This is a genomic window from Pseudomonas sp. WS 5503, assembly GCF_012985385.1.
In the GTDB taxonomy this organism is placed as follows: domain Bacteria; phylum Pseudomonadota; class Gammaproteobacteria; order Pseudomonadales; family Pseudomonadaceae; genus Aquipseudomonas; species Aquipseudomonas paracarnis.
On record NZ_JAAQWI010000009.1, the window covers coordinates 281,271 to 304,185 of the forward strand.

At 61.6% G+C, this 22,915-nt stretch carries 18 protein-coding genes and 1 pseudogene; 6 read left to right on the forward strand and 13 right to left on the reverse strand.

All coding sequences use genetic code 11. The features are described from left to right. Window positions 1-93 precede the first annotated feature (93 nt). The 8 genes from dctM to HBO10_RS23085 form a co-directional block, all read right to left on the reverse strand. Window positions 94-1,374 carry a C4-dicarboxylate TRAP transporter large permease protein DctM gene (dctM, locus tag HBO10_RS23050; protein WP_014718351.1) on the reverse strand — a complete coding sequence of 427 codons (1,281 nt, stop codon included), beginning with the start codon at window positions 1,372-1,374 and terminating at the stop codon, window positions 94-96. Continuing rightward, window positions 1,374-2,006: a TRAP transporter small permease gene (locus HBO10_RS23055; protein WP_034125996.1), complete on the reverse strand. Its 633-nt coding sequence runs from the start codon at window positions 2,004-2,006 to the stop codon at window positions 1,374-1,376. The genes dctM and HBO10_RS23055 overlap by 1 nt, the downstream gene beginning before the upstream one ends. Window positions 2,007-2,207: 201 nt before the next feature. Further along, a complete protein-coding gene (locus tag HBO10_RS23060; protein ID WP_034125997.1) occupies window positions 2,208-3,191 on the reverse strand; it encodes a TRAP transporter substrate-binding protein in 984 nt (327 codons plus the stop codon). A gap of 214 nt (window positions 3,192-3,405) precedes the next feature. Then, window positions 3,406-4,224 carry a CoA ester lyase gene (locus HBO10_RS23065; protein WP_034125998.1) on the reverse strand — a complete coding sequence of 273 codons (819 nt, stop codon included), beginning with the start codon at window positions 4,222-4,224 and terminating at the stop codon, window positions 3,406-3,408. A 14-nt stretch (window positions 4,225-4,238) separates the two neighbouring features. Continuing rightward, window positions 4,239-5,432: a CaiB/BaiF CoA-transferase family protein gene (locus HBO10_RS23070; protein WP_034125999.1), complete on the reverse strand. Its 1,194-nt coding sequence runs from the start codon at window positions 5,430-5,432 to the stop codon at window positions 4,239-4,241. A 10-nt stretch (window positions 5,433-5,442) separates the two neighbouring features. Beyond that, window positions 5,443-6,792 (reverse strand): MmgE/PrpD family protein, encoded by a 1,350-nt coding sequence (locus HBO10_RS23075; RefSeq protein ID WP_169922115.1) that lies wholly within the window; start codon window positions 6,790-6,792, stop codon window positions 5,443-5,445. A gap of 11 nt (window positions 6,793-6,803) precedes the next feature. Further along, the gene (locus HBO10_RS23080; RefSeq protein WP_034126001.1) at window positions 6,804-7,967 is read right to left on the reverse strand and encodes an acyl-CoA dehydrogenase family protein; all 1,164 of its coding nucleotides are present in this window, start codon (window positions 7,965-7,967) and stop codon (window positions 6,804-6,806) included. A gap of 28 nt (window positions 7,968-7,995) precedes the next feature. Then, the gene (locus HBO10_RS23085; protein ID WP_034126370.1) at window positions 7,996-8,814 is read right to left on the reverse strand and encodes a MaoC family dehydratase N-terminal domain-containing protein; all 819 of its coding nucleotides are present in this window, start codon (window positions 8,812-8,814) and stop codon (window positions 7,996-7,998) included. A 245-nt stretch (window positions 8,815-9,059) separates the two neighbouring features. Here HBO10_RS23085 and HBO10_RS23090 point away from each other — a divergent pair, with 245 nt between their 5' ends. The 3 genes and pseudogenes from HBO10_RS23090 to HBO10_RS23100 all read left to right on the forward strand — a co-directional run bounded on the left by HBO10_RS23090 (window position 9,060) and on the right by HBO10_RS23100 (window position 12,708). After that, entirely contained in the window at window positions 9,060-9,959 is a 900-nt protein-coding gene (locus HBO10_RS23090) for a LysR family transcriptional regulator (RefSeq protein ID WP_034126002.1), read from the forward strand. A gap of 116 nt (window positions 9,960-10,075) precedes the next feature. Continuing rightward, the gene (locus HBO10_RS23095; RefSeq protein WP_034126003.1) at window positions 10,076-11,899 is read left to right on the forward strand and encodes a serine hydrolase domain-containing protein; all 1,824 of its coding nucleotides are present in this window, start codon (window positions 10,076-10,078) and stop codon (window positions 11,897-11,899) included. Between the two features lie 16 nt (window positions 11,900-11,915). Next, window positions 11,916-12,708: pseudogene (locus HBO10_RS23100) on the forward strand (MipA/OmpV family protein). Window positions 12,709-12,842: 134 nt separating this feature from the next. Here the strand turns inward: HBO10_RS23100 and HBO10_RS23105 are convergent. Further along, entirely contained in the window at window positions 12,843-14,120 is a 1,278-nt protein-coding gene (locus tag HBO10_RS23105; RefSeq protein ID WP_034126004.1) for an ATP-binding protein, read from the reverse strand. Next, window positions 14,121-14,828 (reverse strand): response regulator, encoded by a 708-nt coding sequence (locus HBO10_RS23110; protein WP_034126005.1) that lies wholly within the window; start codon window positions 14,826-14,828, stop codon window positions 14,121-14,123. 157 nt (window positions 14,829-14,985) lie between these two features. Between HBO10_RS23110 and HBO10_RS23115 the strand changes: the two genes are divergently transcribed. Further along, on the forward strand, window positions 14,986-16,185 hold the full coding sequence (locus HBO10_RS23115; protein ID WP_034126006.1) for an MFS transporter: 1,200 nt from the start codon (window positions 14,986-14,988) through the stop codon (window positions 16,183-16,185). Here the strand turns inward: HBO10_RS23115 and miaE are convergent. Continuing rightward, window positions 16,141-16,743, reverse strand: a complete 603-nt coding sequence (gene miaE / locus HBO10_RS23120) for a tRNA isopentenyl-2-thiomethyl-A-37 hydroxylase MiaE (RefSeq protein WP_032892116.1) — start codon at window positions 16,741-16,743, stop codon at window positions 16,141-16,143. The two genes, HBO10_RS23115 and miaE, sit on opposite strands and share 45 nt — an antisense overlap. A gap of 149 nt (window positions 16,744-16,892) precedes the next feature. Between miaE and HBO10_RS23125 the strand changes: the two genes are divergently transcribed. After that, a complete protein-coding gene (locus HBO10_RS23125; protein WP_034126007.1) occupies window positions 16,893-17,756 on the forward strand; it encodes a universal stress protein in 864 nt (287 codons plus the stop codon). Between the two features lie 130 nt (window positions 17,757-17,886). Here HBO10_RS23125 and HBO10_RS23130 read toward each other — a convergent pair whose 3' ends face one another. Then, window positions 17,887-18,357 (reverse strand): DUF1289 domain-containing protein, encoded by a 471-nt coding sequence (locus HBO10_RS23130; protein WP_032892118.1) that lies wholly within the window; start codon window positions 18,355-18,357, stop codon window positions 17,887-17,889. 395 nt (window positions 18,358-18,752) lie between these two features. Here HBO10_RS23130 and acnB point away from each other — a divergent pair, with 395 nt between their 5' ends. Then, complete coding sequence (gene acnB, locus HBO10_RS23135; RefSeq protein ID WP_003190828.1) at window positions 18,753-21,362, forward strand: bifunctional aconitate hydratase 2/2-methylisocitrate dehydratase; 2,610 nt, start codon at window positions 18,753-18,755, stop codon at window positions 21,360-21,362. A 212-nt stretch (window positions 21,363-21,574) separates the two neighbouring features. Here the strand turns inward: acnB and HBO10_RS23140 are convergent, their stop codons facing one another. Further along, complete coding sequence (locus HBO10_RS23140) at window positions 21,575-22,852, reverse strand: serine/threonine transporter (RefSeq protein WP_034126008.1); 1,278 nt, start codon at window positions 22,850-22,852, stop codon at window positions 21,575-21,577. Between the last annotated feature and the right edge of the window lie 63 nt (window positions 22,853-22,915).

The following is a 22,915-nucleotide window of genomic DNA, read 5'->3' on the forward strand; positions in this document are numbered from 1 at the left end:
ACAGGGCCTGCGTCGTCCCTGAGTTGTGTAGATACCTATGCCCCGATGAGGGAGTGTCTGACTCATCGCCATCGGGGCAAGCCCCCTCCCACCCTACATTCCGAGCCACTGCGGCAGCGCCAGGGAAATGAACGGCAAGTACGTCACCATGATCAGGAACACCAACAGGATCATCAGCCACGGCATCGCCGCGCGAATAGTCTGCCCCAATGTCAGCCCGGTCACCGCCGAGGTCACGAACAGGTTCAGCCCCACCGGCGGGTGCACCAGGCCGATTTCCATGTTCACCACCATCACGATCCCCAGGTGAATCGGGTCGATCCCGAGCTTCATCGCAATCGGAAAAAAGATCGGCGCCAGGATCAGCACAATGGCCGAAGGCTCCATAAAGCTGCCGGCAATCAGCAGCACCACGTTGACCATGATCAAAAAGCCAATCGGCGTCAGCCCTTCCGAGATTACCCACGCGGTAATTTGCTGGGGGATCTGTTCGGTGGTCAGCACGTGGGCAAACAGCATGGCGTTGGCGATGATGAACATCAGCATGATCGACAAGCGCCCCGACTCCAGCAGCACCTTGGGGCAATCGCGCAGCTTCATGTCCTTGTAGACGAACAGCGCGACGAATGCTGAATACACGGCCGCCACTGCCGCCGCTTCGGTCGGGGTGAACATGCCGCTGTAAATGCCGCCGAGGATGATCACCAGTAGCAACAGGCCCCAGAACGCTCGGCGTGCACAGCTCAGCCATTCACGGAATGTCGCCCGGGGTTGCGCCGGCAGCTTCTTGATGCGGGCGACGATGTAGATCGCGACCATCAACATCAGGCCCAGCAGCAAGCCCGGAATCACCCCGGCCATGAACAACTTGCCCACCGAGGTTTCGGTCGCCGCCGAATACACCACCATCACAATCGACGGCGGGATCAGAATGCCCAAGGTCCCGGCATTGCAGATGATGCCCGCACCAAATTCCTTCGGATAACCGGAGCGCACCATGCCCGCCACGGCAATCGAACCCACTGCTGCCACCGTGGCCGGTGACGACCCGGACAGCGCTGCAAACAGCATGCACGCCAGCACCGCCGCAATCGCCAGGCCACCGCGGATATGCCCGACACAGGCGTTGGCAAAGTCGATCAGCCGCTGGGCCACGCCGCCGGTGGTCATGAAGGCACCGGACAACAGGAAAAACGGAATCGCCAGGAAGGTGTAGGCATCGCTGGTTTCAAACAGCTTGATCGCCAGGGAACTCACCGAGTCCTGGCTGAACATCAAAATCGACACCGCACCGGACAGCCCCAGGGCAATCGCAATCGGCACGCCCAGGAACATGAACACGAACAACAGCAAAAACAGACAGAGCACGGCCATCAGTGACGCTCCTCATGGCTGCCGGCCAACTTGCTGGCCTCACCGGCCTCGTCGGCCAACCCCAACCCGACCTGGCGGTGGGTAAAGATGCGGTAGAAAATTTCCAGGTAGCGGATCAATACCAACGCAAAGCCAATGGGCACGATCACCACGATGTCGCCGACATCGATGCCGAACTGGTCGAGGTCTTCGGCGCCGATATGCGCGGTCATCACCGCACTTACCCACTTGTAGCTGGCCACCATGAACAGCCCGGCATAGGCCAGGCAGCACAGGCAGGCGAGCATGCCGAGCAGACGCTGCACCGGGCGCCGGGTCAGCCGCACCAGCGCGTCCACACCCAGGTGGCCAGCAGTGCGCACGCCGTAGGAAATGCCGAAGAAAATCAACCAGCCGAACATGGCCTTGGTCAGCGCCACACTCCAGGTCATCTCTTGGGCCCACGTCATGCTGCCGTCGCCCAGGGCATTGAAGAAGGGGCTGCTCCAGGCCCATTTGTCGGCCAGGGTAAAGAACAGGGTGTAGACGTTGTTGAGCATGACGTAGACGAACGTCACCAGGGTCATGGCGGCCAGCAGGAAAGCGATAAAGCCTTCCTCCAGGTGCTCCCAGACGCGCCTTAGCGTTTGCATGGCAAAACCTCGCGAGGCAGAGATAGGTAAAAAGCCAGGTCAACCTGCTAGATCGTTCCCACACTCCGCGTGGTAATGCCGCCCCGGACGTTCCACGTTCTGTATCACGCCGTGCGTAAGGCGACGCGGAGCGTCACGGGATGCATTACCACGCGGAGCGTGGGAACGATCAGTCGCGGGCAAGCCCGCTCCCACAGGGGATTACTGATTGGACTGGTCCGCCGCCTTGATCAGGCCGGCCCCAATCTCGCCTTCGAACTTCTGCCACACCGGGCGCATGGCTTCGCGCCACAGCGCACGTTGCTCGGGGGTCAGTTCGATGATTTCGCTGGTCTTGGCGTCGATGATCTTCTGCTTGGCCGACTGGTTCAGCGCTTCGGCCTGCTTGTTCACCTCCACGGTGACCTCGGCCATGATCTGCTCCAGGGTGCTGCGCACATCCGGCGCCAGGCCGTTCCAGAATGTCGCGTTAGTGATCACCATGTAGTCGATCAGGCCATGGTTGGACTCGGTGAAGTACTTCTGCACTTCGTTGACCTTCTGGCTTTCATAGTTCGACCAAGTGTTCTCGGTGCCATTCACGGTACCGGTCTGCAGGCCCTGGTAAACCTCGGCAAAGCTCATCTTGCGCGGGTTGGCGCGGATCGCCTTGAACTGTTCTTCGAGCACACTGGAAGCCTGCACGCGGAACTTCAGGCCACGGGCGTCCTTGGGTTCATGCAGGGCCTTGTTGGCAGAGAGTTGTTTGAGGCCGTTGTGCCAATAGGCCAGGCCGAGGATGTTTTTATCCTGCATCGAGGTCAGCAGTTGCTTGCCCTGGGCCGCCTGGAAACGGTCGACGGCGGCCAGGTCGTTGAACAGGAACGGCAAGTCGTAGATCTGCACTTGCTTGGTGTAGTGCTCGAATTTGGCCAGGGACGGCGCCAGCATCTGCACATCACCCAGCAGCAATGCTTCCATTTCCTTGCCATCGCCAAACAGCGACGAGTTCGGGTACACCTCGACCTTGACCTTGCCGGGCAGGCGCTCTTCAGCAAGTTTTTTGAACAGCAGCGCGCCTTGGCCTTTAGGGGTGTTTTCAGCAACCACGTGGGCGAACTTGATCACAATCGGGTCTGCCGCCTGGGCCAGGCCAGCGGTAAACAAGGTGGCGGCGCACAGCAGCGCCCGGGAAAGCTTGAGCATGGGAATCACCTTCTTATTGTTGTGTTTAAGGCAAGGTGCCTGATGTTACGCGTGTCGTGAATTTCGAATTTTAGATACCTGCGTTCGGCCTGGCCGAATGCGTCCAGTGTGTGAGCTGGCTTGCCTGCGATAGCGGTGTGTCAGGCGACACAGACATTGACTGTTCTGCCGCTATCGCAGGCAAGCCAGCTCCCACATTTGGCTCCAGGTTCCGTCAGTCAGAGCTGGCAGTGAGCAGCCGTTGCGCGCGCAGCAACACCGGCGCATCCACCATCTGCCCATCAATCTGATAAGCCCCTGCCCCATGGACGCCCGCCTCCACCACCCGCCTGGCCCAGGCCAGCTCTTGGGCGCTCGGCGCTAGCGCGGCATGGATCACCGCCACTTGCTTGGGATGAATGCACAACGCCCCGGCAAAACCCATCTCATAGGCGTGCCGGATCGAACGGTGCAGGCCTTCGGGGTCGTCGATGGCCGGGTGCACGCCGTCCAGCGGCGCCGCCAGGCCCGCGGCGCGCGAATGCACGATCAACGCCAGGCGCGCCTGGTCGAGGGCCAATTCGGCGGCACGGGAGTGACTGCTCAGGTTCAGGTCCAGCGCCAGGTCCAAGCCACCGAACGACAGGCGCTCCACCTGGGGCGCCTGGGCAATCTGCGCCAGTGCCAGCAAACCGCGTGCGCTTTCGATAATCGGCCAGATAGCCTTGCCGGTCGCGGCCACCACAGCCACCTGGGCCGCGCTTTCGACCTTGGGCAGCAATACCCCGGCGACATTTGCATGGGCCTTGCAGAACGCCACGTCCTCAAAATGCTCGGCATGTTGCGGCGCGTTGATGCGCACCCACACCTGGGCCTCAGGATGGGCGTGCAGGAACGCGCCCAGATTATCCCGGGCCTGACGTTTGAGCGGCTCTTCCACCGCGTCTTCAAAATCCACAATCACTGCGTCGGCGCCGCTGGCCAGGGCCTTGGCAAACCGCTCCGGGCGGCTGCCCGGCACAAACAGCGCAGAACGTACTAAAGGCTTTGGCATCACGTGATTCCTGATTAGATAACGCCGCGCTCACGCAGACTGTTAATGGCCTCAACGGAGTAACCCAACTGGTCGAGGATGCCTTGGCTGTGTTGCCCCAGCGCTGGAACGCCGTCCATGCGCGGGGTAAACGCGGCGTTACGGGCCGGTGGCAGCAGCGAGGGCAACGGCCCCGCCGGGCTGTCGACGTCACGCCAGCTGTCGCGGGCCTTGAGTTGCGGGTGGTCCCACACGCCTTGCATGTCGTTGACCCGGGCACTGGCAATTTGCGCGTGCTCCAGGCGCTGGATCACCGCCTCGACGTCCAGTTGGGCAAAGCGCTCCACAATGATCTGGCGCAGCACCTCGCGGTTGGCCGAGCGCTTGAAATTGGCGCTGAAGCGCTCGTCCGTAGCCAATGCCGGGGTGAGCAGCACTTTGTCGCAGAACGCCGCCCATTCGCGCTCGTTCTGCAAGCCGAGCATCACCGTGCCGCCGCCCCCGGTGGGAAACGGCCCGTAGGGGTAAATCGTCGAATGCGCGGCACCCGCACGCGGTGGCGGCGGCGCGCCGTCGAAGGCGTAATACATCGGGTAGCCCATCCACTCCACCAGGCTTTCGAGCATGCTCACATCGATGCGACTGCCCTGGCCGGTTTTGCCGCGCAGCAGCAGCGCCGACAGTATGCCGCTGTAGGCGTACATCCCGGCGGAGATATCCGCGATGGAGCAACCGGCCTTGGCCATCTGCTCTTCACCTGGGCCACCGGTCACCGAGAGAAAGCCGCCCTCGCTCTGGATCAGCAGGTCGTAGGCTTTCTTTTTCTCGTAGGGCCCGCCTTCGCCGTAGCCGGAAATATCGCAGACGATCAGGCGTGGAAAGCGCACGTGCAGCGCCTCGAACGATAAGCCCATGCGCGCTGCCGCGCCGGGGGCAAGGTTCTGCACCAACACATCGGCATCGGCCAAAAGCGCATCCAGAATAGCGCCCGCCTCGTCCTGCTTGAGGTCCAGGGTCAGGCTTTCCTTGGAGCGGTTGGTCCAGACGAAATGCGACGCCAGGCCACGCACCCGCTCGTCATAGCCACGGGCGAAGTCGCCGGTGCCGGGGCGCTCTACCTTGATGACCCGGGCACCGAGGTCGGCCAGCTGGCGCGTGCAAAATGGCGCGGCAATCGCGTGTTCCAGGCTGACGACGGTGATGCCGTCCAGCGGTCGTTGTTCAGTCATGACAAATCCCTCAAAGCCAATGGGCCATGGACGCGGTAGTGCGCAGGTTCCACACCTGCTCGATCAGGCCTCTGGCCTGGGTCGGGGTGCGGGCGCCGCTGAAGTGGGCCAGGCGCTGGAACTTATCCGCCAGTTCGGCCCGACTCAGGGTGTTGCCCGGGTCGCCCTTGGGTTCATCAATGGCACCGCGCAGCGTGCGGCCATCGGTGGTGGTGACCGTGACGCGGCCCAGCCAGCGTTGCGGGTAGGCGCTGTCGACTTCCGGGTCCAGGGTCATGCTGACCTTGTCGCGAAACGCCGCGACCGCAGGATCGGTCAACGCCAGCTCATGGAATTCAGGCAACCCGGCTTTGCCATGCACAGCGATCAGCCCAAGCACGGTGCCCATGGAAAATTTGGCCTGGTGCACGGTGGCCGGTACCGTCACTCGGCCGAGTACGTCAATGGCGCCTTGGTGCACGTGGGTTCGCACCTGGGAGATCTGCGCAGCGCTCAAGCCTTCACGCTGCATCACGGCCAGCAGCGCGTCGGCAGCAGGATGGGTGTGGCGACAGGAGGCGTGGAATTTGAATGAGGTTTCCACCAGCGCCCAACGGCTGCCCAGCTCGGCAGACAATTTTCCCGGCTGGGCATCACTGGACATACCTGCCGCCAAACCTTGCTCACCTTCAAGGATATTGCGCGCGCCGGTCAGCCCATCGGCCGTAAGGTAAGCCGCCAGCAAGCCGTCCGCCGCCGCCTTGGCCGTGTGCAGTTGTTTGGAGTCGGCGGCATCGCGCAGAAACTCCCACAGCCCGGCAGCCTGGGTGCCGGCGCTGCCGAGCAGGCTGATGAATTGTTCTTCGTTGAAATCGAGCAACTTGCCCACCGCGACTGCCGCCGCCAGGGTGCCGACCGTGGCCGTGGTGTGGAAGATGCGGTAGTGCGAGCGGCCCATGAACTCACCGATGCGAATTCCCGCCTCGTAGCCGGCCACCGAGGCCAGCAAGAGTTCACGGCCAGACTTGCCGAGGTCCTGGGCAGCCGCCAACGCGGCGGGAAACACCACGGTGGCCGGGTGCAGCACGGAACAGTTGTGCAGGTCATCCTGCTCCACCAGGTGTGAGGAGGCGGCGTTGACCAGTGCGGCGAAATACGCGCTGGTGCCGGTGCCGTTGACGATCACCTGGGCCGGGCCGCTGCTCGGGCCCATCTTCTGCGCGTAGCGTTCAAACAAGGGAATCGGGTGCGCGCCTTGGCTGGCCAAGGCGGACGCGAGCCAATCCAGGTACAGCTCTTCGGTACGCGCCAGCACGGGCTCGGGCAATTGTGAGTACGTCAGCTCGGCCAGGAACCGGCACAGGGCTTGGGTATAATGCATGCTCAAGGCCCTCAGAAGCTGCGTGGCAATTCGAGCAAATGCTCGGCCACGTAGGACAGGATCAGGTTGGTGGAGATCGGCGCCACCTGGTACAGGCGGGTCTCGCGGAATTTGCGCTCCACGTCGTACTCGCAGGCAAAGCCGAAGCCGCCGTGGGTTTGCAGGCAGGCGTTGGCCGCTTCCCAGGACGCCTTGGCCGCCAGGTACTTGGCCATGTTGGCACTGGCCCCGGCGTTCTTGCCGCTGTCGTATTCCTCGCAGGCACGCCAGCGCATCAGGTCGGCCGCTTCGATCTCGATATGCGCCTCGGCAATCGGGAACTGCACGCCCTGGTTCTGCCCGATTGGCCGGCCAAACACCACACGGTCGCGGGCATAGGCGCTGGCCTTTTCGATGAACCAGCGGCCGTCACCGATGCACTCGGCGGCAATCAGCGTGCGCTCGGCATTCAGGCCATCGAGGATGTATTTGAAGCCCTTGCCTTCCTCGCCAATCAGGCTGTCCAGGGGCAGCTCCAGGTTGTCGAAGAACAGCTCGTTGGTCTCGTGGTTGACCATATTGGCGATGGGCTGCACGGTCAGGCCGTTGCCGATGGCCTGGCGCAGGTCTACCAGGAAGATTGACATGCCTTCGGATTTTTTCTTTACGTCGGCCAAGGGCGTGGTGCGTGCCAGCAGGATCATCAGGTCGGAATGCTGTACCCGAGAGATCCAGACTTTCTGGCCGTTGATCACGTACTTGTCGCCGCGCTTGATCGCCGTGGTCTTGATCTTGGTGGTGTCGGTGCCGGTAGTGGGTTCGGTGACGGCCATCGACTGCAGGCGCAATTCACCGCTGGCCAGCTTGGGCAAGTAGAAGCGTTTTTGCGCTTCGCTGCCGTGACGCAGCAGGGTGAACATGTTGTACATCTGGCCGTGTACGGTGCCCGAGTTGCCGCCGCAGCGGTTGACTTCCTCAAGGATCACCGAGGCTTCGGCCAGGCCCAGGCCGGAACCGCCGTATTCCTCGGGGATCATGGCCGACAGCCAACCGGCGTCGGTCAGGGCCTTGACGAAGGCTTCAGGGAAGCCTTTTTCTTCATCGATCTTGCGCCAGTAAGCGGCATCGAACTCGGCGCACAAGGCGCGCACGCCTTCGCGGATGGCCTTGAGTTCTTCGTTGTCATGGGCATTCATTAACGGCTCTCCGCCTGTTGTTATCGGGTTATTCGAAATGCACTTGGGCGGTCTGTGCCAGGCCTTCAGTATTGCCCGCCCAGAGTTCTGCGACGCCGGTTGCGGTGATACGCCCGCCCACCTCAAAAGGCTGTGGCGCAATCAGTGGGCGCACGCCGCGATAGGCAAAGCGGCGCAGGGTCGCCTCAGGGTGCGCCCGGCAGAACGCACGCAGGTTCAAAGTGGCGATCAGCGGGCCATGCACCACCAGGCCGGCATAGCCTTCGGTGCCGGTGACATAGGGATAGTCGTAGTGGATGCGGTGGCCGTTGAACGTGACGGCGCTGTAACGGAACAACAGGGTCGGCGTCGGCTCGACGGCCTCTGTCCATTCGCCCCGGGCCAGCGCGTCGCCGCTGCCAAGCTTGGGTGGCGTGGTTTCGCGGTAGACGATGTCCTGTTCCTCGCGGATGGCCAGGCGCCCTTCCTGGGAGTAGTCATGGCGCACGGTGACAAATAGCAGTGAGCCGGTGCGCCCGGTCTTTTCTTCGACCTGGGTGATGGTCGACACGCGCGTAGCCGCCTCGCCAGCCCGCAGTGGGTGCAGAAATTCAACACGCCCACCGGCCCACATGCGATTGCGGTTATCGGCCGGCGGCAGGAACCCGCCGCGTGCCGGATGGCCGTCGCTGCCCAACGCCACCTCCGGCAGCGGGTCCTGGAAAAAGCACCATTGCCACAACGCAGGCACAGCGTCGCCGTCGGCAGGCACCTCTTCACCTAACGTCGCGGCGATGCGCTTGAGCAGGTTATGGCTCAGGTGGTCGTGGGCGGTCTCACTTCGGCCGATCCAATCAGTGGCGCTCATCGGGTGCAGGTCCTCAGGCAGTGGGTGTCTGCCGTGGATCATGCAAGGGCCTGCCCGTTCTGAGAATTTGCATTTCAATAAACCAGCGTTCGGTTAAGCTGAACGCACCATTCCTATGCGTACCTCTTGTGGCGAGGGAGCTTGCTCCCGTTGGGGCGCGAAGCGGCCCCAAAAAACAGGTCTGCTTCGCAGTCCAGCGGGAGCAAGCTCCCTCGCCACGAGTGATCACAAGCCTGGAGTTTTGCATGCACTTCGATCTCGCCGACCTGCGCCTGTTTATCCATATCGCCGAATCCCCCAGCCTCACCCAGGGTGCCAAGCGCGCCTTCCTGTCGCCGGCTGCCGCCAGTGCGCGGATCAAAGCCCTGGAAGGTCAGCTCGACACGCGCCTGTTGTACCGCGATAGCCGGGGCGTGGAGATCACCCCGGCAGGCGAGCGCCTGTTACACCATGCGCGGTTGATCATGCGCCAGGTGGATTACCTCAAAAGCGAGTTCACCCAATACGGCGTGGATTCGGCCGGGCATATCCGTATCTTCGCCAACACCACGGCGGTCACCGAGTTTTTGCCGGAGGTCTTGGCAGGCTTTCTGTCACAGCGCCCGGGCGTCACCGTCGACCTGCAGGAGCGCCTGTCGCGGGACATCGTGCGTGGGGTGCTCGATGGCACCAGTGACATGGGCATCATCGCCGGCCCCGTGGAAGCCTCCGGCCTGCAAGTGTTGCATTTCAGCACCGACGAACTGGTGCTGATGGTACCCGTCGGGCATCCGTTGGCCGACCAGCCTTCGGTGACCCTTGAGCAGACCCTCGCGTATCAGCATATCGGCCTGCATGAAGGCAGCACGCTGTTGAGTTTCCTGCGCGAACACGTCGAGCGTCTGGGCAAGCAATTGTCGCTGCGTATCCAGGTCTCGAGCTTCGAGGCGATCTGCCGGATGGTCGAGGCCGGCGTGGGCATCGGTATCATTCCCGAGTCCGCCGCCCTGCGTCACAGCCGCACCATGCAGCTGGTGACGGTAAAACTGGACGAGCCCTGGGCGATTCGCGAGCGCAGCATCCTGGTACGCGAGCTGGAAGCGCTGCCGGGGACCATTCGCGCCCTGATCGCCACGTTGATGCCCGCACCCCTGGGCAAATCCTGATGTTTTTATAAGCGGCCGTTAACAGTCTTTGACAGTTTCCCGACAAAGCACTCAAAGATTCTCGGCCCCCGCCGCCCTAGCATTCCAGCATCCAAATCATCATTCGGGTGCTCTTGATGTTTCGCAGATTGCGCGGTATTCCGCTCTTGGGTTGCCTGTTGGGCAGTATCGGTTGCCACTCGCAACCGCCTGTCCCGCCGCCGATTCAAAAAGGCGATTACGGCGCAATCATCCGCTACCTGCAAACCCGCATTCCCCGGGAGATGGCGCGGGACAATGTGGCGGGATTGTCGATTGCCCTGGTCAATGGCCAGGAGCTGATCTGGGCCCGCGGCTTTGGCCTGGCTGACAAAGACCTGGGGGTGCCGGTCACGCCCAATACCGCGTTTCGCGCAGGTGGCATCTCCAAGCTGCTGAGCGCCACGGCAGCGCTGCAACTGGTGGAGCAGCAACACCTGGCGCTGGATGCGCCGATCCAGAAGACCCTGCGTGAGTTCTACGTACGCTCCCGCTTTCACAGCGACCAGGCCGAGGCGGATCGAGCGATCACCTTGCGGCGCTTGCTCAGCCATCAATCCGGCTTGCCCAGCGAGCACCTGCGCGACCTGCGCAGCACCTATGCCATGGGGCAAATGCCGATGCGTGTGTCGGGTGTGTGGCTGAGCAGCCTGCCGGGCTCCCAGGTGGCGTATTCCAACCTTGGCTATGCCTTGGTGGGCGCCGCCATTGAGCGCAGCAGCGGCAAAAGCTTCGAAGCCCAGTTACAAAGCAGCCTGCTCACACCCTTGCGAATGAACCAGTCCAGTTTCCTGGGCACCGGTGCGCAAATGAGCTATCGCGCCCACGGCTACGAGGATGGCAAGGCCAGCACCGACCCACAGGTGCGTGACCTCGCCGCCGGCGGCCTGTGGACCAGCCCCAAAGACCTCAGCCGCTACGTACGCATGCTGTTTGCCAAGGGCACCTACAAGGGCAGCCAGATCCTCGGCAGCACGTCTATCGACGCCATGTTTACCCAGCAAAACACCGGCAATGCCTTGGATTTCGACTGCCAGATGGGCTTGGGCTGGTTCTTGGCGCCCTGTGGTGACGAGCCCATCGGCCCCGGTGTGCGCACCTACCAGCACAGCGGTGGCGGCGACGACTTCGTGGCCCAGTTGACCCTGCTGCCGGATCAGCAACTGGCCGTGGTCATCATGGCCAACGACAGCAACGCCGAAGACATGGTGGTGTCGCTGACCACCGACAGCCTGCGCCTGATGCTCCAGGCTCAGACCGGCAAGCCCGTATGCGCCGATGACTGCCAGGCCCCCAGCCACGGCCTCAAGCTGCGCCATGTACCGGCGGCGGTGGATCGCAAGCGCCTGGCAGGCTTCTACGCCACCGCCTGGGGCGTGTTCCGCATCAGGGATGAGCATGCGCGCTTGAGCGGTGAACTGGCCGGCTACGATTTCCAGCTATTGCGTGATGAGCAAGGCTGGCTGCGGGCGCAGAAAAAGATACTGGGTTTCTGGCGCAAGGACCTCGGCGAGTTGGGCCGCGTGCAGTTGGATGTGCTCACGGTACAAGGCCGCCAAATGCTCACCGCCCGCAGCCACGGCCAACGCATTGCCATCGGCGAGCGCATCGAGCCGCCGCCCTTGTCCGCCGCGTGGGCCAACACGGTCGGCACCTACCAGGTGCTCAGCAGCCATGAACCCGACGCGCCATTGAGTGGCATCAGCGTGCGCCAGGAGGACGGTTTCCTGGTGATTCGCGGCCAATTGCACGGCGAGCCGTTGACCGACTACATCCTGCTGCCCATCGACAACGCCCATGCGGTGCTGGCCGGCAACGGCTACGGCCTGGGCGATACCGTCAGCCGCCAGGTCAACGGCCTGAGTGCTTCGGGCTACTCGTTCAAACGCACCCATTCACCCCACACACCCTTGAACCTCTAACCAGGAAAACACCCTGATGCACTCAAAAAACCTGTGCCTGTCATTGACCTCACTGTGCCTGCTCGCCGCCGCCGATACGGCGCTTGCCGAAGACTGGCAATACAGCCTCGAGGCCGGCATGGCCAACGCCCCCCCGCTACAGTGGCAGCCACGAACGTATGACGGCGCCTGTGCTCGGTGGCAAAATCATCAGCCCCTGGGGCGTCTTCCTCGACACTGATACGGGCTTGGGCTGGGGTTACGAAGGTAATGCCCTGAGCTTCAGCGCATACGTTGGCGCAAGCGATTCGCGCAAGGATAAAAATGAAAGCATGCATGCCGGCTCCAAACGCCTCAAAGGCATGGGCGAGATCAAGTCACGTCCGCAATTGGGGGTGAGTGCCGCCTACAACCTCGGCGGTGTGATCATCGGCGCCACCCTGGAACATGCGCTTGAAGAAGATAAACACAAGGAAACCGGCAAGGCTTTTACCCACCTGGAGTTGAGCCTGGGTACCAATCTCTATGAAGGCCGCTACGGCTCCGTCGATGCCGCCATCAACAGCCACTTCGGTGACCGCAACTACCTGCAAACCTGGTACGGCGTGACTGCCGACCAGGCCACCCGCAGCCGCTTCAAGGAATACAAGGCAAGGGCCGGCAATATCAGCAATGGCATGAACCTTTCATGGAGCGTGCCGATCAACGAACACACGCAGTTCTCGACCTTGCTGGATGTGCAATACCTGGCGGATGAAGCAGGCAAGAGCCCGATCGTGGAGCAGCGGCTGCAGGCATCGGTGTTGGGGGAGCTGCAGTACACCTTCTGATCTGACTTGCCCTCTGTAGGAGCGAGCTTGCTCGCGAAAAACTCGCAGGCGCCGCGTTTATCCAGAAAACACGCGTTATCGTTGAGGTTTTTCGCGAGCAAGCTCGCTCCACGATGGCATTGGGGCAAGCCCCCTTACTCGGCATAGGCCCACGTCATTCGAAACGACGCCCCGCCCCACTCCGAATCCTGCACTTCCACCTGTCCGCCATGCCACTGGCTGACACGCTTGACCAGCGCCAGGCCCAGACCAAATCCGCCTGTGCGGCGGTCGCGGCTGGCGTCAAGGCGCAGGAAGGGTTCGAATATCTTGGTGCGACCCTCCAGCGGTACTCCCGGCCCATCGTCGTTGACCCGCACTTCGTAACCGCTGCCAAACTTGACCAGCGACACTTCCACGCGACGATCGGCATAACGAATCGCGTTGCGCAGCAGGTTGATCACGGCCCGCGCCATAAAGCGTGGCTCGATCTGGATAACGTCCACCTCGCAGGTGCGCAACGACAACTGCACCCCTTCCGCTTCGGCCTCCAGGGCCACGCTGCCGATCACACTGTCGAGCCAACTGTGGGCCTCGATTTGCTCGCGAGTGACCTGGGTCGCGCCTGGCTCAAGGCTGGCATAGGTCAACAGCTCGGAGACCATTTCTTCCAGCTCACCGAGGTCGGCGTACATGTCGTTGATCAATGCTCGGCTTTGCCGTGGGTCGCTCTGCTGCCTGAGCTGGTCCAGCTCGAATGACAGCCGCGCAATCGGCGTACGCAATTCGTGGGAGACCGCGTTGGTGAGTTCGCGCTGGTTGGCGATCAAACCTTCGATGCGCTCGGCCATCTGGTTGAAGTGCCCGGCCAGTGAACGCACGGTGGAGCGAGTCGGCAACAAGATGCGCGAGCCCAGGTCATTGTCACCGAAACGTTGCGCTGCCAGGCGGATGTGCTCCAGGTCGCGCCAGTGTGGACGCACCCAGAAATACAGGACGATGGCCAGGCTCACGCCCAGGAAAGCGTAGGCCCAGAGGTACAACCACTTGGGTTCCTCCGGCAATCTGATTTCGAGCAGTTGCGGGCCGTCGTCGATAGGCGCAAGAAATTTCATGAAGTCCTCGCGCACCACCACCTGGCCAGCCGCCAGGAGTTTCTGTTCCCGTTCGCTCAAATCCTGGGTGTCGCGCTGCACCAGTTCGAGCCGCAAGCCGTAATGCGGTTGCAGTTCGTCCAGGCGTGCCTGGCGCGCCTCTGCCTGCACGGGGCGCAACTGTTCCACCAAGGCCCAGGCCGGGCCGCGCAGGGCTTCACGGTTATAGGTTTCGTTGGATTCGGGCATGTAAGCGTCCAGGCCGAAGTTGACCAACCAGATCGACCCGGCCAGACCGAGCGCGAGAATCAAATAGAGGCGCAGGTACAAGCGCAGCATCTACACCTCCCACGCGAACGGATTGAACAGGTAGCCCTTGCCCCAGATGGTCTTGATGCACACCGGTTCGCGGGGGTTGTCATTGAGCTTGCCGCGCAGTTTGCTGATGTACACGTCTACGCTGCGGTTCAGCCCGTCAAAGGCAATGCCGCGCATGCGGTTCAGGATGTCGTCGCGAGAGAGGATCTTGCCCGCGCTGCTGGCCAGCAACCACAGCAACTCGAACTCCATGGTGGTGAGGTCAATGGTCTCGCCGCCCAGGCGGACCACCCGGCAACTGCGATCAATCGACAAACGGCCAAATTCCAGGGCACCGCGCACGGTGGGCTCGGGCACCTGGCGGCACTGCAGCGCACGCAGGCGCGCCAACAACACCGGCGGTTTGATCGGCTTGATCACGTAGTCGTCAGCACCGGACTCAAGGCCAAGGATATGGTCCAGGTCATCTTCCTTGGCGGTGAGGATCACGATGGGCGTGTCCGACACGTTGCGAATCTCGCGGCAGACATGCAGCCCGCTCTGACCCGGCAGCATCAGATCGAGCACGACGATCTTCGGCTTGAAATCCAGGAACGCCGCCAGCGCTTCATCGCCCCGGTACACCACCCGTACCTCGAAACCATGCTGCGACAGAAAATGCGAGACCAGCCCTGCCAGCTTTTCATCGTCCTCAACGAGCAGGACCTTGCCCAGACCCAGGTTTTCCATAAGTTCTCAGTGTGGATGCGCGGATTGAAATGGGGCCATTATAGGTGGCAAGCTGGCCGACAGAGGTGGCTGACCAGTCCACAGCGAAGAAGCTTCATGCTTTTAAGAGTTTTTAACAAATAGCCTGCAGTTTTTAACGCCATTGACAGGGAGTTCCATGCGCAAGGATTACCTGGCGTTCTTCATTTCGCTGTTCCTTTCACGGCTGGCCGACCAGGTTCTGCTGTTTATCGTGCCACTGATCGTGTTCCAGACCACGCAAAGCGTGTCGTGGGCGGGGTTGGCGTTTTTTATCGAGTCACTGCCGCGCTACCTGGCGTTTCCGGTGTGCGGCGCGTTGTGCGACAGGTTTTCACCGGTGCGTATCCTGCATATCAGCCAGGTGTATCGGGCCCTGGCCTGCGTGGTGGCGATGGCGCTGTATGGGCTGTTCGACGGTATCCATTGGCTGGTGATGCTGTCCGCGTTGTGCGGCGTGCTGACCACCCAGGGCATCATGGCGCGGGAAGTGGTGATGCCGCATATCTTCGGGCAGTACACCTACGCCAAGACCTTGTCCTATTCGCAGATCGCCGACCAGGGCGGACTGGTGCTCGGGCCATTGGTGGCGGCGCTGATGCTGGAAGTCTGGGCGTGGCCATGGGTAGTGCTGGGCGTCGCCGCGCTGTTTGTGCTGGCAGACCTGGCGATGCTGATCTGGCAGCGCAACACCACGGTGGACCTGCACATCCATGAACAACAGCCGGGTAACTGGCTGCAACCCCTGCGCACCGCTTTTGGCCACATCCTCAACCGGGTGGAGTTGAAACGCATCATCGTCCTGGCGGTCGGTGTGAACCTGATGGTCGGCGTGACGCTGGCTACCTCGGCTGCCATGGTCACCGGCCACTACGCAGCGGGCAAAGACGCCTATGCCCTGCTGCAAGCCGCCGGGGCGCTGGTGACAATCGCGATTCTGTTCTACCTGGCGCATTCATCACTGAAGCTGAAGGTACTGGGCGGGTTGTCGTACTCGATGATCACCGTCGGCGCGCTGATCACCGCGCTCAGCCCCGGCGTGTGGGCCTACACGGTGGGGTTCCTGCTGCTGACCGGCTTCGACAAGATGTTCAACGTGTACCTGCGCAGCACCCGCCAACGGGTGATTCCGGTGCAGGACTTCGGCAAGACCGTTGGCGTGATGACCTTGCTCAACAACCTGGCCCAGCCCTTGGCGGGCTTGATGATTGCCGTGTTGGCAGCGCCTTTGGGCACGCCAACGGTGATCCTGCTGCTGACCGGGATCACCGCCTTGATCGGTGTGGCCGTAGCCTCAGGCTGGCACGCCACTGTGAAAGCGGAACTCGACGTCGGGTGATTCGATCAGGTCCTGCTCGGTGGCCCGTACCCGCTCGATCACCTGGGCGATATCCTTGGCGTCGCCGTACTGGTATGCCAGCTTCAAGTAGCCCTGGAAGTGCCGCGCCTCGCTTTTGAGCAAGCCGAAATAGAACTTGCCGAGTTCTTCGTCCAAATGCGGCACCAGCGCTTCGAACCGCTCGCAACTGCGCGCTTCGATAAAGGCCCCCACCACCAGGGTATCCACCAGCTTGACCGGCTCATGGCTGCGCACCACCTTGCGCAAACCCGAGGCGTAACGGCCGGCGTGCAGTTGACGCAGTTCGACCTTGCGCTTTTTCATCAGGCGCATGACCTGCTCGTGGTGCACCAACTCTTCGCGGGCCAGGCGCGACATCATGTTGATCAGGTCAACGTGGCCGTAGTACTTGGCCATCAGGCTCAAGGCGGTGCTGGCGGCTTTGAATTCGCAGTTCTTGTGGTCGATCAGCAGGGTTTCCTGATCGGCCAACGCGGCCTGGACCCAGGCATCGGGGGTGCGGCAGCCGAGGAATTCATGGATTTCGGGCAGGTTCATCGGGCTCACGGGCAAAGGATCACAAAAGGGCGCCGATTATACCGACCCCGTCGCAGACCACCAGCCACCGGCCTTGATGTGTATCAACATGACGGCTGCGTAGCAGCAACTATAGTTATCCAACGCCCGCCCTTTTGGAGATCCCGACCATGCAAGCCATCCGCAGCATCCTGGTGGTCATCGAGCCCGAGCATTCGGAAAGCCTGGCCCTCAAGCGTGCCAAGCTGATTGCCAAAGTCACCGACGCGCACCTGCACTTGCTGGTCTGTGACAAGAAGCACGAGCATTCGGCGCTGCTGAGCCTGCTCAAGGAAGGCTTGAAAGAAGACGGCTACAGCGTCACCACCGAGCAGGCCTGGAACGACAGCCTGCATGAAACCATCATCGATGTGCAGCAAGCCGAAGGCTGTGGCCTGGTGATCAAACAGCACTTCCCCGACAACCCTCTGAAAAAAGCCCTGCTGACCCCGGCGGACTGGAAGTTGCTGCGCTACTGCCCAACGCCGGTGTTGCTGGTCAAGACCGCCACCCCCTGGGCGGGCGGCGTGATCCTGGCGGCCATCGACGTGGGCAACGCCGACGGCGAACACCGCTCGCTGCACAATTCGATCATCGACCATGGCTTTGATATCGCCAGCCTCGCCAAAGCGCAGTTGCATGTGATCAGCGCTCACCCCTCGCCCATGCTGTCGGCGGCAGACCCGACCTTTCAGCTCAAGGAAACCATCGAGGCGCGTTACCGCGAGCAATGCAAGGCCTTCCAGGCCGAGTTCGACGTGGACGACAGGCACCTGCATATCGAAGAAGGCCCGGCCGATGTGCTGATCCCACATATCGCCCATCGGTTGCAGGCGGCGGTGACCATTATCGGCACGGTGGCGCGCACGGGGATTTCCGGCGCGTTGATCGGCAATACCGCAGAAGTGGTGCTGGATGCGGTGCAAAGCGATGTGCTGGTGCTCAAACCGCAGACGCTCATGGACCATCTGGAAGAGCTGGCGACCAAGCCCTGACACCGACCTTCAGGCAATGTGGATCAAATGTGGAAGCTGGCTTGCCTGCGATTGCGGTGGGTAAGCGGGCGCATTTGCTCCTGATACACCGCTATCGCAGGCAAGCCAGCTCCCACATTGACCTCGCCAGTCAGTTACCCAGCGCATCTTTCAAGAACCCCGGCGCGATATAGCGCTGGTAATGCGCCTCGGACAAGATAAAGAACTCGCGATCAATGGCATCGCGCAGTTCAGGCAGCGCCCAGTCGCGAAACTCCGGCAACAGCACCATCCCATAGGCTTCCAGGTTATTGATCACCCGGGCCCCACGGGCGATCAACTGGTAGGCCCAGCAATACTCGGACTGGTGTGGCACAAAGCGAATCTTGCGTTGCTCCAACTGCCCGCGCAGGGTCTTGGGGTCGAAAACCTCCACTTTACCGGCCATGACCTGCACCAACAGCTGCTCAAGCCTGAGCCAGACCGCACGTTTTTCTTCTTCGTTATAGCCATTCCACTGGATCACTTCATGGTGGAAGCGCTTGCATCCACGGCACACGAGATCGCCGTAGACCGTGGAGCACAGGCCGACGCAGGGGGTCTTGATGGTTTGGTTGGGCATAAGCAGCAACACGCAAATCAGCGAAACAGTGTGCCATGTTAGCCCTTTGTCTAAGGTTGATCACCCAGCAAACTTGAGCAGGCAACTTACCTTTAGATTTTTTTTGCCGTAGAATCACCCGGCCTTGTAAGGCGCCAATAATCCGCTGGAAGCTGTTTTCAAAGCGTCACGAGCACAGTCGTTCCTTCAGAACGGTGTTGGCGCAGGTTCGACCCGGTAGGTCAGAGCCCGCGCCAACCCTCATCAGCTCCGTTCTGCAGGCGTAAAACTTTGAAAGCAGCTTCTGTAAGGAATGCCGGCAGCGCTGGCTTTGCGGCCCAAAAAGCCCCCGAGCGCATGCGTGCCGTTCATTTCTGGATGAGCGTCCCGTGGGACCACTGATGAGGGTAATAACTGTGCTTGAAGCCTACCGCAAACATATCGAAGAGCGTGCAGCACTGGGTATCGTTCCCCAGCCGCTTAACGCCGAACAAACCGCAGGCCTGGTCGAGCTGCTGAAAAATCCTCCGGCTGGCGAAGAAGAATTCCTCGTTGACCTGATCACCAACCGTATTCCACCAGGCGTTGACGAAGCCGCTTACGTCAAGGCCGGTTTCCTGTCTGCCCTGGCCAAGGGCGAAGCCACTTCCCCCCTGATCGACAAGAAACGCGCTGTTGAACTGCTCGGCACCATGCAGGGCGGCTACAACATCGTGACGTTGGTCGAGCTGCTGGACGACGCCGAACTGGCGCCCGTCGCGGCCGCCCAACTCAAGCACACCCTGCTGATGTTCGATGCGTTCCACGACGTCGCCGAAAAAGCCCGCAACGGCAACGAGCACGCCAAAGGCGTGATCCAGTCCTGGGCTGACGGCGAGTGGTTCCGCAACCGCCCTACCCTGGCCGACAAGATCAGCCTGCGCGTCTTCAAGGTCACCGGCGAAACCAACACCGACGACCTGTCGCCTGCGCCTGACGCCTGGTCCCGCCCTGACATCCCGCTGCACGCCCTGGCCATGCTGAAAATGGCTCGCGAAGGCATCGTGCCGGACGAGCAAGGCAAGACCGGCCCGATGAAGCAGATCGAAGAAATGCGCGGCCAAGGCTTCCCGATCGCCTACGTGGGTGACGTGGTCGGTACCGGCTCGTCGCGTAAGTCAGCGACCAACTCGGTACTGTGGTTCTTCGGTGACGACGTACCTTACGTGCCGAACAAGCGTGCCGGCGGTTTCTGCTTCGGCAGCAAGATCGCTCCGATCTTCTACAACACCATGGAAGATGCTGGCGCACTGCCAATCGAATTCGACGTCACCAACATGAACATGGGCGACGTGATCGACCTGTACCCGCATGCTGGCAAAGTCTGCAAGCACGGCACCGACGAAGTCCTGACCACCTTCGAAATGAAGACCCCAGTGCTGTTGGACGAAGTCCGTGCTGGCGGCCGTATCCCGCTGATCATCGGCCGTGGCCTGACCGACAAGGCACGCGCTGAGCTGGGCCTGGGCCCGACTGACCTGTTCAAGCTGCCTGAAGCGCCTGTCGACACCGGCAAAGGCTTCACCCTGGCGCAGAAAATGGTCGGCAAGGCCTGTGGCCTGCCAGAAGGCAAAGGCGTTCGTCCAGGCACCTACTGCGAGCCGAAGATGACCACCGTGGGGTCCCAGGACACCACCGGCCCAATGACCCGTGATGAACTCAAGGACCTGGCGTGCCTGGGCTTCTCGACCGACCTGGTGATGCAGTCCTTCTGCCACACCGCGGCTTACCCCAAGCCGATCGACGTGACCACCCACCACACCCTGCCTGACTTCATCATGACCCGTGGCGGTGTATCGCTGCGTCCAGGCGACGGCATCATCCACAGCTGGCTGAACCGCATGCTGCTGCCGGACACCGTCGGTACCGGTGGCGACTCCCACACCCGTTTCCCGATGGGCATCTCGTTCCCGGCCGGTTCTGGCCTGGTCGCGTTCGCCGCAGCCACTGGCGTAATGCCACTGGACATGCCGGAATCGATTCTGGTGCGCTTCAAAGGCAAGATGAAGCCTGGCATCACCCTGCGTGACCTGGTTCATGCCATTCCTTACTACGCGATCCAGGCTGGCCTACTGACCGTAGAAAAGAAAGGCAAGAAGAACGCCTTCTCTGGCCGCATCCTGGAAATCGAAGGCCTGAACGATCTGACGCTAGAACAGGCTTTCGAGCTGTCCGACGCCTCGGCTGAACGTTCGGCTGCCGGTTGCACCATCAAGCTGTCCAAAGAGTCCGTCACCGAGTACCTGAACTCCAACATCACCCTGCTGCGCTGGATGATCGGCGAAGGCTACGGCGATGCACGCACCCTGGAACGTCGCGCCCAAGCGATGGAAGCCTGGGTTGCCAACCCGGAGCTGATGGAGGCCGATGCCGACGCCGAATACGCCGAAATCATCGAGATCGACCTGTCGGAAATCAACGAGCCGATCCTCTGCGCGCCAAACGACCCGGACGACGCCCGTCTGCTGTCCAGCGTCGCTGGCGAGAAGATCGACGAAGTGTTCATCGGTTCGTGCATGACCAACATCGGTCACTTCCGCGCTGCCGGTAAGCTGCTGGAGCAGGTCAAGGGCCAGCTGCCTACCCGTCTGTGGCTGTCGCCGCCGACCAAGATGGACGCTCACCAACTGACCGAAGAAGGCTACTACGGCATCTACGGCAAGGCTGGCGCACGTATGGAAATGCCAGGCTGCTCGCTGTGCATGGGTAACCAGGCACGCGTTGAGCCGAACTCCACCGTCGTGTCGACCTCGACCCGTAACTTCCCGAACCGCCTGGGTGATGGTGCCAACGTCTACCTGGCATCGGCTGAGCTGGCGGCAGTCGCCTCCACTCTGGGTCGCCTGCCGACAGTCGAAGAGTACATGGGCTACGCAGCGAAACTGGACACCATGGCCAGTGACGTCTACCGCTACCTGAACTTCGACCAGATCGCTGAGTTCCGCAAGATCGCAGCAAGCGCCAACATCCCGGTGATTCAAGCTTAACGGTGTGTTGATGTGAAGAACGCCGCGTATCGCAAGGTACGCGGCGTTTTTTTATGCCTGGAATTAACCTTTACTGCCAACACAAAACAAATGTGGGAGCTGGCTGCCCTAATCCAGTGTAGGAGCGAGCTTGCTCGCGAAAAACTCACCGGCGCCGCGTTCATCCAGGAAGCACGCGTTATCGTTGACGTTCTTCGCGAGCAAGCTCGCTCCTACGCAACCAGCGAATACACCAACGCCGTAATGGCAACCAAGCCAACTGCAGTCACAAACACATTCGACGCCTGCCCACGGTACTTGGCCATGGCCGGCACCTTGCGGATGGCGTACATCGGCATCAGGAACAGAATCGACGCAATCACCGGCCCACCCAGGGTCTCGATCATGCCAAGGATGCTCGGGTTAAGCGTGGCGACGATCCAGCACACCACCAGCATGAAGGCGGCGGTCATGCGGTCCAGGGTCTTGGGTGCCGGACGGCGGCCAGTCTTGACCACCAGGCCCTTGAGGCCCTCGCTGGCACCGATGTAGTGGCCCAGGAACGACTTGGCAATCGCCACGAACGCAATCAACGGTGCGGCAAAGGCAATCGTCGGGTTATCGAAGTGGTTGGCCAGGTACGACAGGATCGACAGGTTTTGCGCTTTCGCTTCCGCCAACTGCGCGGGCGACAGGGTCAGCACGCAACTGAACACGAAGAACAGCACCATCGCCACCATCAGCAAGTGCGCGCGGGACAGGATCTGCGAACTGCGCTCCTCGGCGTGGGCGCCGTATTGGCGCTTCTGGTCCACCGCAAAGGCCGAGATGATCGGCGAATGGTTGAACGAGAACACCATCACCGGAATCGCCAGCCACAGCGTGTTGAGCAAGGCTGAAGGCGCGGGGACTTCGCTGGCGGTGCTGAGGATGCCACCGGTCCAGTGCGGCACCAGGTACACGGCCAGGAACAGCAAGGCGACGATAAACGGATACACCATCAAGCTCATGGCCTTGACGATTATCTGCTCACCGCAGCGCACAACGGCGAGCAGGCCGAGGATCAATACAAACGCCAGGATCGCCCGGGGCGGCGGCAGGATGTGCAGTTGGTGCTCCATGAAGCTGCTGACGGTATTGGTCAGCGCCACGCTGTAGATCAGCAGGATCGGGAAGATCGCGAAGAAGTACAGCAAGGTGATCAGTGCACCGGCCTTGATACCGAAATGCTCTTCCACCACGTCGGTGATGTCGGAACCTTCGCGGCCGGACAGCACGAAACGGGTCAGCCCACGGTGGGCAAAGAACGTCATCGGGAAGGCCAGCAACGCCAGGATCACCAGCGGCCAGAAGCCCCCCAGGCCCGCGTTGATCGGCAAGAACAAAGTACCGGCGCCAATGGCGGTACCGAACAGCCCGAGCATCCAGGTGGTGTCCTGGCGGCTCCAGCTTGTGAGCGTTGCAGGTGTCGTTGCATAGCGTTCGTCGACGCTATTGGCCTGATCATTCATCCGGTCGGATCTCCGCATTCACACGGCCAGGACGAGTCAGAAAAACCTGACAGGCAGCGCCCT